The sequence below is a fragment of the Cyclobacterium xiamenense genome (assembly GCF_009467825.1).
In the GTDB taxonomy this organism is placed as follows: Bacteria; Bacteroidota; Bacteroidia; order Cytophagales; family Cyclobacteriaceae; genus Cyclobacterium; species Cyclobacterium xiamenense.
On the sequence record NZ_WIOK01000021.1, the window covers coordinates 59,594 to 76,390 of the forward strand.

Here is a 16,797-nt window from a genome sequence, read left to right on the forward strand (position 1 = left end):
GGACAGTTAACAATAGGAATGAACAGCTACCCGGGATTTTTATTTCGCGAGTGATGAGGCCAGAACCAATTATGGTGGTTATTTTTAAGAAACGAAGCCAACGACGAATTACACCCCATTTCAGATGCTGCTACAAGCACCATTGACCCAAGATCATATCGACTACCTGCGAAAAAGAGGATTTCTGCATCCGGATGAATCGGTGCGCTCCAGCGGAAAAGCTGGGGAAGGAAACATGAACGTCACCCTGGCGGTTGCGACCGACAAGCGAACCATTATTCTAAAGCAATCCAGACCCTATGTGGCCAAATACCCCCAAGTACCGGCCCCTCCGGAGCGAACAGGCATCGAATATCAGTATTACCAATGTCTGGCAAGCCAGACAGATTTAGCCGGCTATTCTCCACGAATCATCGCATTTGATCCGGATTCCTGGCTTCTCGCCATGGAGTTTGTGGAGCAGGGAGCAGATTACCTGGAAATCTACCAACAGCCCGATCAACTCACCGAAGCCCTGGCCGAAGATTTGCTGAATTACCTTAAAGCACTACACCAACTCGAAGTAAAGGCTTTTCCGGAAAACCGGGCCATGCGCGCATTAAATCACCAACACATTTTTGTACTTCCCTTTCAGGAGGAAAATGGTTTCGATTTGGATGGCATTCAACCCGGCTTGCAGCCATTATCCCGGATGATAAAAACAGACCCGGCGTTGATCGCAAAAGTAACCCAATTGGGCGAGCGGTACCTTTCCCCAGGAAGACAATTGATACACGGCGACTTTTATCCGGGAAGCTGGCTTTCCAGCCCTGGGGGATTGAAAATCATTGATACCGAATTTGCCTTTTTGGGAGATCCCGAGTTTGACCTGGCGGTAATGCTGGCTCATTTGCACCTTGCCCGAGTACCGGAAGACCGTCTCAAGAGTCTTCGGGAGTCGTATCCCTTGGATGAAGCCCGGCTGGCTGCTTTTACCGGAATAGAAATTCTCCGCAGACTCTTTGGACTGGCACAATTGCCGCTGGACTTATCCCTGGAAGAAAAAGAAATATTCGCCCATCATGCCATCCAACTGATCCTTCATGACGCATTTTAATCGGTTACTATTCTTTCTCTTGATCTTATCAATGCAGGCCTGCTCTTCGGATCCCACAGAACATCAAACGGATCAATCTGAAGACTCCCCCTTGCCCTTACCCCTCAGTGAAGAGGAACTGGCAAATAAAGTAAAAGGAATGCTGGTGGGTAGCGCCATTGGTGACGCCATGGGCGCCCCCACAGAGATGTGGGACAGGGAGTCCATCGATCGGACCTATGGCTGGGTAGACGATCTGGATTCCATGGTACGGGAAGTCTCCCCGGAAGGAACCTGGAAAGTCAATCTACCCGCCGGAGGGACCACCGACGATACCCGTTGGAAAAAGCTCGTATTCGAATACCTGGAGACGCAACCTACACGGGAACTGGACCCCACGGCGTTTTCACGACACATCGTCCGGGAGTACGAAGCCTATTTTTCGGATTTTCAAACACTTAGGCCGGAACAAACCGAAGCCCTGGAATACGCCAACCTGCGGGTTTTATGGCTGCAGGAGTGGTACAAGGTATCTAAACCGATCCTGAACGAAGACCTGATGGGCTACCAGCAAGCACTGGGCAAATTTTATGGGGGAGAAATGGTCTGTGCCGGCCTGTTGTATGCGCCTGCGATCGGCCTTCGCTATCCAGGCCAGCCAGAGATGGCCTATGAACAGGCCTATCGGTTGAGTTTGTACGATATTGGCTATGCCAAGGATATCAGTGCCTTATCGGCGGCCATGACGGCAGCGGCCATGACTGCCAATGGCGACAAAACAAAATTATTGGACGTGCTTCGATCCGTAGATCCGGAATCGTTTTTTAAAAGCCGACTGGTAGGTCGAAGTAGCTACCGGATCCTGGAGATTGCACGAGAAATTGCCGAAACCGTACATGCGGCTTCCGCGCCGGAAAAAAACCTACCGGGTGAAGCATCCGCCAAAAACAGTGCCATGCAACAAGCCTTTGTCCTACTGGACAAGCACCTGCAAGACATGCCCTTCCATGCCGGAGAAATTCACTTGCAGGTACTAACCGCCATGTTGGTTGCGGATTTTGACTTTCGGGACAGCCTCACCTTCCTGGTCAATTATGGGCGGGACAACGATACCACGGCGGCGATTCTGGGAGGAATTTTGGGGGCTTTTCATGGGTACGAAAACCTTCCGGATGCGATGAAAACGCGGGTGGTTGACGTGAACAAAAACCTACTCGATATCGACCTGCATGCCTTGGCCGAAACCCAAACCAACCATATCCTTTCCCTATATGCCGCACCAAAATAGGCTTTCGCATAGAATTTTCCGAATTGTGCCCCCGGGACTACAAGCGCCATACGCCGGACTGGCATCTCAGAAAGAAAAACCGTTCCTGGCTGAGAACCTGGCGGGCGTTCAGGGAGAAGCAGACTGCTTTTGCTAACGCTCATTACCACGGAAAATCAAGAACGCGTAACGTGGCACTATGGACGAATCCTAACCGGCATTGGCCCTGGCGAATCGCATGAACTAACAAAAAGTATGGCAAAAAATTTGAGGCTATAGCCGTGGAATTGTTCCACATTACTTTTTAAAATTTTCTTATTTTTTAAATTATTTAGTAATATATTTTGTTATTATCATATAAGAAATACCAATCATTCTAAAAAGGACAAAAATCATTAGTATGCCCTTACCTCTTAAATTCGTCGATAAAACCAATTCAGGCTTTTTTACAACCGTAAAAGAACGCGTAAACGATTATTTCCAGTCCAATGGACTGACAAAACAAGCAAATGGGGCCATGGTGCTGAAAACCATCATCTACCTGGTCTCTTTTGTGTTGCTATACCTGGCCATTTTACTGGAAGTATTTCCTTCCTGGGTATCCCTTTTGCTCGCTATCGCCCTTGGCATGAACATGGCTTTTATTGGCTTTAATATTTGTCACGATGCACTTCACGGTTCTTATTCATCCAAGCCATGGGTCAATAATACACTTGGTTTTATTTTTAATATCATCGGTGCCAACGTGTATATTTGGAAAATCACTCACAATAAAATCCACCATACCTACACCAATATTGTAGGGCACGACGGCGACCTGGAGATAGCGCCCGGGGTTGTACGGGTTTCAGAAAAGGAAAAACATCACCCGATCCATCGCTATCAACACATCTATGCTTTTTTCTTGTATTCGCTAGCCTCCGTGTCCTGGTTTTTTAAGAAAGACTACAAAAAGTTTTTCCAGAAGAAAATTGGCCAACATGAGAGCAACCATCCGAGAATAGAGTACGTCAAGCTGTTTTCGTACAAACTGATGTACTATAGCCTTTTCATCATCCTACCCTTGCTGGTAATGAGCATTACCTGGTGGCAATTTCTAATTGGCTTTTTGGCACTTAATCTGGCTATGGGGTTGGTTATCGGCCTGGTATTTCAACTAGCGCATCTAGTGGAACAAACCTCTCTACCAGATCCTGAAAAAAATAAAAATATAGAAGAAGCCTGGGCCGAGCATCAGCTGAAAACCACTGCTAACTTTGCAAGAAATAGTCGGTTGACCACCTTTTTATGTGGTGGTCTGAACCTACAAGTGGAGCATCACCTTTTTCCAAAAATCTGCCATATCCATTACCCGCAAATCTCGGGAATCGTTAAAAAGACTTCTTTGGAATTTGGATTGCCCTACCACGAAAATACAAGCTTCGCATCAGCCCTCAAATCGCATTACAACTTTCTGAAAAAAGCGGGAAAAAAACAGCTGGCTTAGATAGATTCGGGTTATATACAGCAGTAATACATAATGGAGTGCATGCCACTTCCCTAAGGTGGGGTCAATCATTTTCACTACACCATTTGCCAGTCTCCCGTAGCCTACTTATATTCGGAGGAAGTAAGTATACCATCGGATAGACCCAAATGGAAAGCAACCTGATAGCCGCTGTCTTTTTACCTATTGCCTTAGCTTTTATTATGCTGGGTATGGGACTAAGCTTATCTACTAGCGATTTTAAAAACATTTTCACCTATCCCAGAGCCATGGTTCTGGGTCTGTTTTGCCAGTTGGTACTATTGCCCGTACTGGGGTTTTCTTTGGTCTTGAGTTTCGGATTGGAAGGAACGATGGCCGTAGGAATTATGATAATCGCTTGCTGCCCAGGCGGCCCTACTTCGAATCTAATTACTCACCTGAGTAAAGGCGATACCGCTTTGTCCATTAGCCTGACAGCTATGAGTTCCATCATTACCGTTTTTACCATTCCCTTATTAGTCAATCTTTCCATTGCATATTTTGGCGAAGCTGGCAGCGTATCTCTTCCATTTATACCTTCCGTGCTCCGAATTACGGGGGTAACGTTGGTTCCGGTAGCCATTGGTATGTGGCTTAAAAATCGCTTCCCTAGTTTAACCCAAAAGGCGGATCGTCCGGTTCGGGTCGCTTCCATTGTGTTTTTCGTTCTTGTCGTAGGAGGAGCAATCCTAAATGAAAAAGACCAAATACGGGAGTTCTTCGCCCAGGCTGGTCCCGTAACCTTGCTTTTGAATATACTTACATTTGGGTTATCGCTGCTTTTGGCTCGGCTATTGGCACTTCCCCCCCGACAACAAGTAGCCATTAGCATCGAATCCGGTATACAGAATGGCACGCTGGGTATCATGATTGCAGCTACCCTATTGCAAAATTCAGCAATGGCTATACCGGTGGTAATTTACAGCTTGATTATGTTTATGGCTTCTATCCTGATCGTATTTCTATCAGGGAGCATGAATAAGGATCGGTTGGTCCAGGCGAAGGGGTAGGCAAAAACCAATCTAGATCAGCACATCCTTCACCACATGGCCGTGAACGTCGGTCAATCTGAAATCCCTTCCGCCAAAATGATAGGTCAATTGTTTGTGGTCTACGCCCAACAAATGAAGAATGGTGGCATGTAGATCGTGTATGCTAACCGGATTTTCTTCGACCCGGTATCCGTAATCGTCCGTGCGGCCAAAAATGGTTCCCCCTTTGATGCCGGCACCCGCCATCCACATGCTAAAGGCAGATGGATTGTGGTCCCTGCCATCTTTCCCCTGGGCAAAGGGCGTACGGCCAAATTCACCCGTCCAAACCACCAGTGTCTCTTCCAACAGTCCCCTGGATTTCAGATCCTTGAGTAGCCCTGCAATGGGCTGATCTACGGCATGTGCATTCCGCTCGTGCCCGTCTTTTAGTCCACTGTGCTGGTCCCAGCGATCGATTCCTTTTTGATAGGGACAGGTTAACTCCACAAATCGTACCCCACGTTCCACCAGCCTTCTCGCCATTAGGCATTGGGCGCCGTAGCTCCGGGTATTGGGGTCATTGTCAAACAGGCCATATAACCGTTGGGTAGCCTTGCTTTCGGCGGCGAATTCGCTGAGCTCCGGCACCGACGACTGCATGCGGTAGGCCAACTCGTAATTCTTAATGGCTGCCTCTACCTCCTGCGATTTGTCCTCGCTTTCCCGATCCATGGCTTGTATAAAGTCGAGTTTGTCCCGCTGAAAACCAGCCATGCTGCTGTCGGGCTGAATGTTTGCTACTGGCGTATCTCCTGTTTTCATGATCGAGGCCTGGTAATCTGCCGGAAGAAAGCCGTTTTTGAAATTGTCTACCCCTCCCGGCGGTACCAGGCCACCATCCAATACCACGTAACCCGGCAAATTGCTGTTTTCGGAACCCAGTCCATAATTGATCCAGGCACCCATGCTGGGTCTGCCTTGTAGCCCGCTGCCCGTGTGCAGAAAATAATTGGCATTGGTATGTTCTGGAAAGTTGGACACCATGGAACGAATCAGCGCCAAGTCATCCACACAGCTGGCGATATGGGGGAAGAGCGAACTCACGGCCATGCCAGACTCCCCATACTGCTTAAATTCCCAGGGACTCTTTAGGAGTTTCCCGTTGTTATTAAACTGCGTCGCATCAATCTTGAAGGTCGGGTCCATGCCGTTTTCTTTTGCCAACCTGGGTTTGGGATCAAAGGAGTCCACCTGAGAAACGCCTCCGTCCATGTACAAAAAAATTACATTTTTTGCCTTGGGTAGGTAATGAGGCGTGGTGGCCAATTGGCTGAGCAAACTGCGGGAACGCGGGTCTTCCGACTTGCAGGCGGAGCTAACAGAACCCAACAAGCCCATAAAGGCGAGCGATCCGAATCCGCCCCGGCAAATCCGCAACATTTCCCGGCGACTGAGTTGTTTATTCAAAACTGGACGATGGTGATGCATGTGCTTACAATAAATAAATAAATGCTTTCGTATTAAACAAGGCATGGCAATACTCCTTCCAAGCGGGAAGATCACCGGCGGCCGGATCGATTCCTACCGATCGGCTTGCCTCCTGGAGAAAAGCCTTTCCCTGCTCGACCTCTGCGGCAGAGGGCGGTCGGGAGAAAGCCCGGAAGTAGGCCTCCTGTATGCGTTCGTCGGTGGGTCGATGGGCTCCTTGGAGTAGCCGTTTCGCGAACAATTCGGCCTGCTGTGCCACAAATGGATCGTTCATCAGAAAAAGGGACTGGGCCGGCACATTGGTCTCATCCCTGTTGCCGAAGGTAGTAAAGGGTGTGGGTCGATCAAAGGTGGTCATCATCCGATCCAGAAAATTCCGGCGGACTTCCAGGTAAACAGAACGCCTGCCATCACCGTCTAGCGGCCCGGATTTTGCCGGCCTACCCCTGCCTTGCATGAATTCGGTCAAATGTACGGGTACCGGAGGACCAAACATACGTCGGTCCAGGGAGCCCGAAACCTGCAACAAGCCGTCTCGAATGGCTTCGGCCTCCAAGCGCCGCACCGGATAATGCGCTAAATACGTATTTTCCGGATCCCTCTCTTCGTTGACATCTGCAGTACCTCGCCGAAAGGCCTCCGTTAGCACCATGGATTTTATCATGCTTTTCACCGACCAATCCTCTTCCCGGAAGGCAAGGGCCAACCGGTCCAAAAGCTCGGGATGACTGGGGAGTTTTCCTTGAAGCCCAAAATTGTCCACCGTTTCGACCAGACCTTTTCCAAACACATGGTGCCAAAGGCGATTGACCATGACCCGGGCCGTGAGTGGATTGTCCGGGTGCAGGATGGTTTCGACCATTTCTTTTCTACCACTGCCGGCGTCCCGGATCGGTTGTTGCCAATCCAAAATTGCTGAAAGGAAACTTCTGGGAGCGGGCTTGCTGTCGGGTTCCAGGTGGTTACCCCGTATGAAAACCGGACTTTCTCTGGCGAAACCCTCAGAAACTCCCTGTATAAACAAACTGTCCCTGACTTGTGCCAGCAATAAATCCATTGTCAGCTGGGTTTTCACTTCATCCGGAAAACGACGTTTGAGTTTTCCGGACTCCAGCTGTCCGTTGAGTAAGTTAATGTCCGTGGCTGTACTTTTTCCGGCTTTCCAGAGGTCTACCGCGACGGGTATCAGGTTTGCCGGAGAATAATAGCCAGGCGGGCTTTCTGGCTGAAACCATTCCTCGTCTGAAGCAGTGGCGTAGGCCACCTCTATGTAGGCTTCGGGGTCCTGATGATACGTATGGCGAATAAAGGATCCCGGCAACAGCTCAATGTAGGCATCGTGTCCCTGCCAATCGCCGAGGTCAAACACATAATTTTGCCATTCTTCATCGTTGACCTTTTGGTCCAGTCCCCCATATATCGGGTAGCTGATTAGCTGAAAATTATCCATGATAATCCTGATGCTGCCACCCGTCCCCCGTGCCCGTACGGCTAAATAACGGCGGTCAATGGAAAAATTCGGAGAACGAAGTGCTCCAAAAATTCCCGTACCAAACTTTCTGGAAGAAGCAAGCCCTTCTTTCAATGCGATAAGCCGACCGGTTTTGGGATCCAGCTGCGGGTCTCCGAGGGTGGTTCCCTCTCCAAATGCCCAACCATCGGCCTTCCAGCCATCAAAATCCGATCCCCTAAAATCGCCGATAACCTTACCTAACGCTTCTCCTCCATCGCGCGAAGCAGCGACTGCTCCTTGTTGACTGGCCAAAAGTACAGGCACGGAATCCTTGGTAGATTCCTCCCAGGAATTGGCGATCATCTCCCGTAGCTCCTTTTTAAGCCGGTGCACTTCCTGCATCGTTGCTGCTTTTTGTTGGTAGTTTCCCACCGCAATTGGGCTGAATCGGGTGCTCCCCAATACCCCGTACAGGCCGTAATAATCTGTGGCGGGAATCGGATCAAATTTATGATCGTGGCATTTGGCACAGCCGACGGTTAATCCCTGAAAACTCTTTCCGATCACATCGGCCATGTTGTCTATCCGGTCGGCTTCGTCCTTTTTCGTATCTACCGGACTATGCGTGCCCTCGGTCATGGTCAAAAACAAGGTTCCGAGAACCGATTCGTTCGCTCCCGTTTCTGGATGCAAGCGCGGCTCCTGAATCAAATCGCCTGCCAATTGTTCCCGTACCAGCTGCGCATAGGAGACGTCCGAATTGATCGCCCGAATCAGGTAATCCCGGAATCTCCAGGCACCCTGAATCTCGAAGTCAAATTCGTGTCCCCGGGTTTCCGCATAGCGAACCACATCCATCCAATGGCTTGCCCATTTTTCACCAAAGGCGGGGCTATTGAGGAATTCTTCCACCAATAACTCGAACGCTTCGTCTCGCTCATCCGCTACGAATGCGTGTACCCGCTCCGGTTCGGGTGGCAGGCCGGTCAGTACATAAGAAAGCCGACGAATCAACTGGTATTTCGAGGCAGGAGCACCCGGTTTCAGCCCCTTGCTGTCCATTTTTTGATTCAGGTGGAGGTCAATTTGACTGGACAGTGACTCATCGGAAGGCAGGGCAGCGGAAACTACCGGAGGAATGAACGACCAATGGGGCTCGTAAACGGCCCCTTGATTGATCCATTTTTTTAGCAACTCGATTTCTACCGCCGTTAGTTCTAGTTTGGAAGCAGGTGGGGGCATTTTTAACTCCGGATCACTTTCAGTAATGCGATGAACTAGCGCACTCTTAGCGGCCGACCCCGGAACAATGGCACTCAGGCCACTCTCCAATAGCTTTGTTGCGCCTTCCGCCAAATCCAGGCGCAGTCCCGCTTCCCTACTACTGGGATCCGGACCATGGCAGAGGTAGCATTTTTGCACCAGTATAGGCTTGATATGGTAGTTGAAATCTACCTGTTTGGGTAGGTTTTCTCGTTCCTGCGATTGGCAAGAGAGCATCGCCTGCCCTGCAAAAAGGATTACAATGCAGCTTGAGAAGAACGATAGACATTTTTTTAAGGCGCAACAGGATACCATACCGTTTACTACTATTCCGTTATTTTTCTTCTAAATCTACTTAAAAATTCAGGAAATTCAATGGCTTAAACTGTTTTTCGAGGAAGTCCGGGATGGACATATCCAAACCACCCAATATAAGAAGGACGGGAAAGGCAATCTACAGGGGAGATAATTTCACCGATTATTTGTGTCATGGTATATGCAGAAGAATTTTAAATGATCGCGGTGTATCGTTTTTTATTCGATAATTTATGTACCAGCGAATTTTATCCGGTTACGTCCATGGAATATTTTATTTTATAAAGTAACGTTGCCAAAAATCCATACCATATTTTGAATCATAACCTGTATTGGCTAGGGCAATTTCAAAACGAATTTTTTCTTGGCCTATTTAAAAAATATTATTTTGACTTTTCTTATAGTTATACTCCTAAAAAATATATTTTTTCATTCGAAAGAATCTTTCTATGAATGAAACCGATTGCATGTTATATTTTATTTAGTTATGTTGGAGCCGTTTTAGTGCATCGGGTAGACTGCTGCACCAGACACATTTCGGCAAAGTGCCGGAGTCCATCATTTAATTAAAACCCAAAAAAATGGAAAAAATCTTACAACCATTTCATTATCAAGGTGTAAGGCGTATTGGTCTCGCACTTTTGGTCGGTCTATGGTTGGTTTCGACAGGTTTTGCCAGGCCCACGGTAGCAAACCCGGCCTTGCTAAGCCCGACGATCCAGCCAAATCTGCTAGTTACCGCCGAAGACGACGTCACGGTATCCGGAACGGTGACCGATGAGTCCGGGGAAGGCATTCCCGGTGTAACCGTTTTCATCGCCGGTACCGGTACCGGTACGGTCACGGATATTGACGGCGCTTACTCGCTGAGTGTGCCCGAGGGCTCGGAACTAACCTATTCTTATGTTGGTTTTGTTTCCCAGACCATCACGGTCGGCAATCAGTCCGAAATCAACGTCACCTTACTTATGGACACCGCTTCTTTGGAAGAGGTAGTCGTTATTGGTTACGGTACAGCAAGAAAGCGGGACCTGACAGGTGCGGTTTCCTCCGTTACGGCTACCCGATTGGAAAATGAAAACCCAAATTCGGTACAAGACGTGCTTCGGGGCAACATCGCCGGACTGAATGTGGGACTGAATACCTCCGCAAAAGGAGGCGGTAGTCTGGAAGTACGAGGTAGAACCTCCCTGAATGCCGGATCCAGCCCATTGATCGTATTGGACGGAGCCATTTATTACGGCCAATTGTCTGACATCAACCCCAACGATATCGAAAGCATCGATGTCTTGAAGGATGCGAGTTCTGCGGCCGTTTTCGGCGCAAAAGCAGCAAATGGTGTGGTGCTGGTCAATACAAAAAAAGGAGCGCTCGGCAAACCTCAGGTAAAAATCAATACCAACTGGGGCGTGGCCACCATGGCCAAAAACGAACCTGTCTATGGACCTCAAGGGTTTCTATCCTGGAGAGAAGACGTGATGGAAAGCATCAACGCCGGTGGATTCGAGCCCTATCGCTTTTCCAACCCCAACACGCTTCCTCCGGACATTCCCCTGGAAACCTGGCTAAACTACGACGGATCGGATGGAGATCCCGAAACCGTATGGCTGCAGCGCCTGAACATGCAACCGCTGGAAATTGCCAACTACAAAGCGGGCGAGAGCGTCAACTGGTACAACATGATGTTCCAGAATGGCCTGCGGCAGGATCATACCGTCAGCCTTTCGGGTAGAAGCGAAGACTTTCAGTATTACTGGTCCATGGGCTACCTGGACAACGAAGGGCTGGTCGTGGGAGACAAATTCACCACCGTCCGAAGCCGCTTTAACATCGAAGGCAATGTCAACGAATGGCTGACCGTGGGGATGAATACCCAGTTTGCCGACAGGGATGAGAGCCAGATTCCTGTTTCCTGGGGAAACATGGTGAATCTGTCTCCCTGGGGCGAGCCCTTTCTGGAAGACGGCGTAAGCTTGCGATTCCGGCCTAATGAGGAAGTCAGCGGAGGCCGGCATCCGTATTACACGCCGAGTTTTACCGATCGCCTGCAAAAGGAGACCACCATTAACTCCACCTTGTTTGCTTCCATTGAGCTGCCCTTCGGCATCAAGTTCCGAACCAATTTTACGCCTCGGTACGAGTTTTACGAACGGTACAACCACGAAAGTGCCGGCCACCAGGACTTCGAAAATATGGGAGGAAGGGCCAGCCGACAGCAACGGAAAGTATACTACTGGCAGGTAGACAACATCCTAAGCTGGAATAAAAATTTCAACAATATCCACAACTTTGACGTGACCCTGCTAGCAAACGCAGAGAAATTTCAAAGCTGGGACAATACCATGCAGAACGTGGGATTTGAACCCCATGACAGACTGGGCTACCACAACATTGGCGCGGGTATCAATCCCATCATGTCCAGCAACGACCAATACCACACGGCCGACGCGCTGATGGGTCGGGTTATTTACTCCCTATCCGATAAGTACATCACTACCCTATCGGTCCGACGAGACGGTTATTCCGCCTTTGGACAAAGCAACCCGCGTGCAACCTTTACCTCCGCTGCATTTGCCTGGCTATTTACGGACGAAGACTTCGTCAACATTCCCTGGTTGGATTACGGTAAATTGCGTGCCTCCTGGGGTGTGAACGGAAACCGGGACATTGGGCGCTACGCAGCGTTATCCGACCTGCAAACTGGAAAATATTTCTACCAGCGGCCCAGTGGGGAATTGTATTTCGTTAGTCAGTTGTATGTAAATACCATGCAAAACTCCAACCTGCGCTGGGAGAAGACCACCTCTACCAACCTGGGTTTGGATTTCTCCCTGTTTAACAGCATCCTGGACGGTACCATTGAGGTATACGACATGTCGACCACGGACCTCCTGGTAGAGCGAAGTCTGCCCGACATTCTCGGGTTTGATTTTGTATTCGCCAATTTGGGTGAAGTTCGAAACCGAGGGGTTGAAGTGAGCCTTAACAGCCAATTGGTTAACCGCAGCAACCTTTCCTGGCGCGCGAATCTTAATTTCCAGATGAACCGCAACCGCATTGTCAGCCTTTACGGGGACCTGGACGAAAACGGCGAAGAGCTGGATGATATCGGAAACCGTTGGTTCATTGATCATGCCATCGACGAAATCTGGGATTACCGAACCGATGGAATTTGGCAAACGCCCGAGGCGGATGAAGCTGCCAATTACGGGGTAAAACCAGGCGATTTTAAAATCGAAGACGTGAACAACGATGGGCTGTATACCAATGCCGATCGTCAATTCCTGGGTTTCCGCGAGCCTCGGTCCCGTTGGAGTTTGCGAAACGAATTCAAAATTTGGCGAAACTTTGATGTGTCTTTCATGATGTACGCCTACCTGGGCCATTTGGGCACCTTCAATCAGCGTAAAAATCGTCAGGGATTCCTGGATCGATCCAACTCCTACATTCTCCCCTATTGGACGGAAGAAAACCCGAGCAATGAATGGGCCCGACTGTACTCCAGTGAAGGTGGAGCCGGAGGATTTAACGTGTACCAAAGCCGCTCGTTTGTTCGGATGGAAAATATCGCCATGGCCTACACTGTTCCCCAGACCATTTTGGAACGCGCAAAAATTCAGAATTTGCGACTGTATCTGAACGTGCGAAACGTAGGCTTCTACGCACCGGAAATGAACTTCTGGGATCCCGAATCCGGAGGACCAACCCCACGAATCTTTACCCTGGGACTTGATTTGACGCTTTAATGGATCACAAGAAAAACGAACTACTCATGAAAAATATACTAAAAAAATCATCGGTATACCTGGGCCTGATGGCGACGGGTCTGATGCTCAGCACCACGGGCTGTGACGAAGCCTGGCTGGAACCCAAACCGCTTTCGTTTTATGCGCCTGAAAATACGTTCAATTCTGCCAGTGGACTTTGGAGCGCACTGGTGGCCTGCGAACGAAACATGCGGCACGAATACACCGGGGATGGACCGCCCATCCTGACCGAGCATATCTTCACGGAAGTCGCCGTAGAAGGTACCACCGATAAATCCGGTCCCGCTCAGGACATGAACCTGTTGATCACACCGGATGCCAACCTGAACAGCGCCAACTTTAACCGAATCGGCTGGTACTGGATGGAAGGATTTAATGGCATCAAATACGCCAATACCGTGATTTCCCGGATCGATGATCCCACGGATTACGAATCGGAGGAGGAACGCAACCACATTTTGGGTACGGCTTATTTTCACCGTGCCCTGCGTTACTACAGATTGACCAACCAATTCGGGGATGTTCCCCTGATACTGGAAGAAATGCTTGAGCCCCGCCTGGACTTCTATTCCACGGACCGGGAGGTAATCCTTCGTAAAATGAAGGAGGACCTGGAATGGGCCGAGCCATGGGTTCCTTCCGTGATGGATCGGGGTCAGGTACCAAAAGGAGCCATACAGCACCTGCTGACCAAAGTCAACCTGGCACTGGGGGAATTTGACGATGCGATTGCATCGGCATCCCGCCTGATAGACGGAGGTACGCATGCGCTAATGACGGATCGGTTTGGTTCTACCGGTAATGACCCGGAACGTAATGTGATCTGGGACCTGCACCGTCCGGAAAACAAGTCCCTCAACGCCAATACCGAAGCCATCCTGATGGTGATGGACCGACTGGACACCGATGGAAATTCCGGAGGCATGTCATCCATGCGTCAGGCTGTTCCCTTTTGGATCACCAATATCAACACCCCCAATGGAAACCGGGGTACCATCGATCAACCGGGCATTGAGATCGACCACGTGTCGAAATATGGCCGGGGTATTGGACGCCTTCGCGGAACCTGGTACCACCAAAGCATGATTTGGGATGACGAAAACGACCTGCGCCATGCGCCAGGAAACTGGATGGACATGACCGATCTGGTCTACAACAACCCGGGAATTAAAGGTAACGACGAGTATTATGGTCAGCCCTTGCAGTTTCGCAACGATCAAGGCACCGTATTGGTGGTGGATACCATCCGAAGTTGGTTTTCCTGGCCTCATTACAAGGTATTTATACCCGACCCTCAAAATATTCGACCCAGCGGGGGACACAGTGACTGGTATATTTTCCGATTGGCCGAGACCTACCTGCTTCGGGCAGAAGCCCATGTCTGGAAAGGGGATCTGGCCAGTGCTGCAGCAGATTTAAACGCCGTTCGTACGCGAGCAGGTGCCGCCCCTTATGCACCGGAGGAAATGAATATCGGAACGATTCTGGACGAACGAGCCCGGGAACTGTATTACGAAGAACCCAGGAAGACGGAATTGACCCGCATGGCGTATCTGTTTGCCATGACCGGGAAACAGGCGTACAATGGGAAAACCTACTCCATGGGAAGTTTCTCCGATGACAATTTTCTGTACGATCGCATCATGGAATTCACCGACTTCTATAATAAAGGAGTCTTTACCCGGCATGGAGATACCTACACGTATAGCCCCTACCACGTTTTGTGGCCAATTCCAGCCGATGCCATCAATACCAATACCCAAGGTATAATCAACCAAAACAAAGGATATGCTGGCTTCGAAAACAACGTGCCGCCATTAACGACGGTGGATGGAAACCATCCCAACAGCGAAGGCTAAGCGTTAAGCCCCTGCATCAATTAAAAAGCCCGGAAGCAATTTCCGGGCTTTTTTTGTGGGATTACGAGCCGCTACTGATAAGTTCTTCTTGCTTCGATCCCCGGAGAAAGGTTTCGGTGCCGGTACCGACGAAATCGCAGCCAGCAGCTGAGGCGAGAGTAAATGACCCAGGCGAATCGATTTTATTATATTTTAGCGATCAAAAGCAGCTACTCGTCGCCAAATCATTGCCCGCTGCCTCCTACTTTTCGCCAGTAATCACTTCCAGTAAAAATAACTGGCGGGTACCATTTGCGGCCATGCCGGGTAGCAATAGTGCGTCACTGCTGCGGTTCCACCGAGGTGCGGGATCGATGCGAATATCCCCGCTATAGCCCCCCTTGCTGATCCCCCCGGACCTGGCCCAGGCTCCGTCACTGAGCCGAAGAACCGAATACCTGTTCAAGGTATCCGTCGAATATCCATTTGCGAACCAGTTTCCGTCGGCGGATAGGGAGATATCTCCCTCCGGCTCGGGAAACAATTCGGAATCCCCCAGGTACCCCACTATTTCCATTTTACCGACATCGTATAAAACCTGTCTTTCGGTTCCGGTATCGTCGGGGTCACTGCCTATCAGGATGTTTCCAGCCCCCCATTCTGGATGCCCCCCAACAAAAATGGAGTGGCGGGTGAGCCCGCTGCCATCGACGTTGATCGTAAACGGTACGTTGACACGTGTCCCCTCCCCCCGATTACCGCTCCAGCCAGCCCGTGCAAAAAAATATATTTTGTTCGAATCCCGATTCCAAAGGGTATGGTTGATAAACAAACCGGTGTGCTGCAAGTCGGGCTGAGATTCCTTGATTTTTTGTTCCAGTTGAAAAAACGAAACCAACAGCCGTTTTTCGCCAGTTTTCGTATTTACGATAAAGATTCCGTCATTTTTCGGTGCGGGGTCCTCCTTTGACCAGTCCGATGCACCGGAATAACCGGTTACTCGCCGCAGGCGGGACATTCTGCCGTAATTGAGGCCCAGCCAAAACGAGCCGTCGGGTGCCACGCCACCATTTCCTATGGGCGTATCTTCGTACCGAAATTCCCGTATCCGTTTCCTTTCCTCCAGGTCGTAAAGTACCGTGAAGACCTTTCCAGTTGCGGTATCTTTGTCGTTGAAATAAAACTGACGTTCCGGTTGTTTTGGATTCCAATAAAACATGGTCCCTTGCTGGGGGTTCCAGGCATGGGTTTTTTCCAGGTAAATCAATTGGTCATTCGCCTGCCTGTCCAGAACAAAAATTGTAGCTGCCTCGTCTGCATGGGGCATGCGGTGAATGGAATCGATTTCCATACCGAGAATGTAGCGTTCCGAGGCATTCCAGGGCGAAGTCAGGCATTGCCCGATATAGCCAAAAAAATGATGTTTCAAACCGGAGGTGAGTTGTGTCAGCTCCAACGAAAAAGCCGGAGCTACCGGCTCTTTCCTCGGTTCGCAAGCATGGAGAAGAAAAAGGAAAACCCCGCTAGCAAACAGGCCTATACGTATTCGGTACGGATAAAATGCACGTAGAATGGGACTGCTCATGGTTTTTTGGTTTTCTTTCCAATATAGGTTTTTTTTGGAAAATATGTCTGAACAGGGATTCGTCCTTACAAAGAACAGCAAGGGAATTGCCTCCGGGGTCTGGGAAATGCCTACTTCGCCCTGACAATCTGCAACATTTGTTTTTTTGCAGCGCATTTCCCCTCAAATTACCGAACCAAGGAAGAGGACTATTGGCCAGCGCCTGCATTGTAGTTGAAAGAATGGCTAAAGGACCCGATTGAAAGAGGTAATCGTCGATAAACCG

General features: G+C 49.6%; 9 protein-coding genes. 6 read left to right on the plus strand and 3 right to left on the minus strand.

The window, feature by feature from the left end:
• Positions 1-124 precede the first annotated feature (124 nt).
• The 4 genes from GCU44_RS15835 to GCU44_RS15850 all read left to right on the plus strand — a co-directional run bounded on the left by GCU44_RS15835 (position 125) and on the right by GCU44_RS15850 (position 4,859).
• Positions 125-1,096 (plus strand): phosphotransferase, encoded by a 972-nt coding sequence (locus GCU44_RS15835; protein WP_154857548.1) that lies wholly within the window; start codon positions 125-127, stop codon positions 1,094-1,096.
• Positions 1,083-2,363 carry an ADP-ribosylglycohydrolase family protein gene (locus GCU44_RS15840; RefSeq protein ID WP_174238262.1) on the plus strand — a complete coding sequence of 427 codons (1,281 nt, stop codon included), beginning with the start codon at positions 1,083-1,085 and terminating at the stop codon, positions 2,361-2,363. Before GCU44_RS15835 ends, GCU44_RS15840 begins: the two co-directional genes overlap by 14 nt.
• A gap of 379 nt (positions 2,364-2,742) precedes the next feature.
• Positions 2,743-3,828 (plus strand): fatty acid desaturase family protein, encoded by a 1,086-nt coding sequence (locus tag GCU44_RS15845; protein ID WP_154857550.1) that lies wholly within the window; start codon positions 2,743-2,745, stop codon positions 3,826-3,828.
• 149 nt (positions 3,829-3,977) lie between these two features.
• Complete coding sequence (locus tag GCU44_RS15850) at positions 3,978-4,859, plus strand: bile acid:sodium symporter family protein (RefSeq protein ID WP_154857551.1); 882 nt, start codon at positions 3,978-3,980, stop codon at positions 4,857-4,859.
• A gap of 12 nt (positions 4,860-4,871) precedes the next feature.
• On the opposite strand, the gene GCU44_RS15855 is transcribed toward GCU44_RS15850, so the two are convergent.
• Complete coding sequence (locus tag GCU44_RS15855; RefSeq protein ID WP_241684982.1) at positions 4,872-6,290, minus strand: DUF1501 domain-containing protein; 1,419 nt, start codon at positions 6,288-6,290, stop codon at positions 4,872-4,874.
• A gap of 25 nt (positions 6,291-6,315) precedes the next feature.
• On the minus strand, positions 6,316-9,342 hold the full coding sequence (locus tag GCU44_RS15860) for a PSD1 and planctomycete cytochrome C domain-containing protein (protein ID WP_241684983.1): 3,027 nt from the start codon (positions 9,340-9,342) through the stop codon (positions 6,316-6,318).
• Between the two features lie 581 nt (positions 9,343-9,923).
• Between GCU44_RS15860 and GCU44_RS15865 the strand changes: the two genes are divergently transcribed.
• Complete coding sequence (locus GCU44_RS15865; RefSeq protein WP_154857555.1) at positions 9,924-13,088, plus strand: SusC/RagA family TonB-linked outer membrane protein; 3,165 nt, start codon at positions 9,924-9,926, stop codon at positions 13,086-13,088.
• Positions 13,089-13,114: 26 nt separating this feature from the next.
• Complete coding sequence (locus GCU44_RS15870) at positions 13,115-14,968, plus strand: RagB/SusD family nutrient uptake outer membrane protein (protein ID WP_154857557.1); 1,854 nt, start codon at positions 13,115-13,117, stop codon at positions 14,966-14,968.
• Positions 14,969-15,209: 241 nt separating this feature from the next.
• Here the strand turns inward: GCU44_RS15870 and GCU44_RS15875 are convergent, their stop codons facing one another.
• Positions 15,210-16,532: a hypothetical protein gene (locus GCU44_RS15875; RefSeq protein ID WP_154857559.1), complete on the minus strand. Its 1,323-nt coding sequence runs from the start codon at positions 16,530-16,532 to the stop codon at positions 15,210-15,212.
• Between the last annotated feature and the right edge of the window lie 265 nt (positions 16,533-16,797).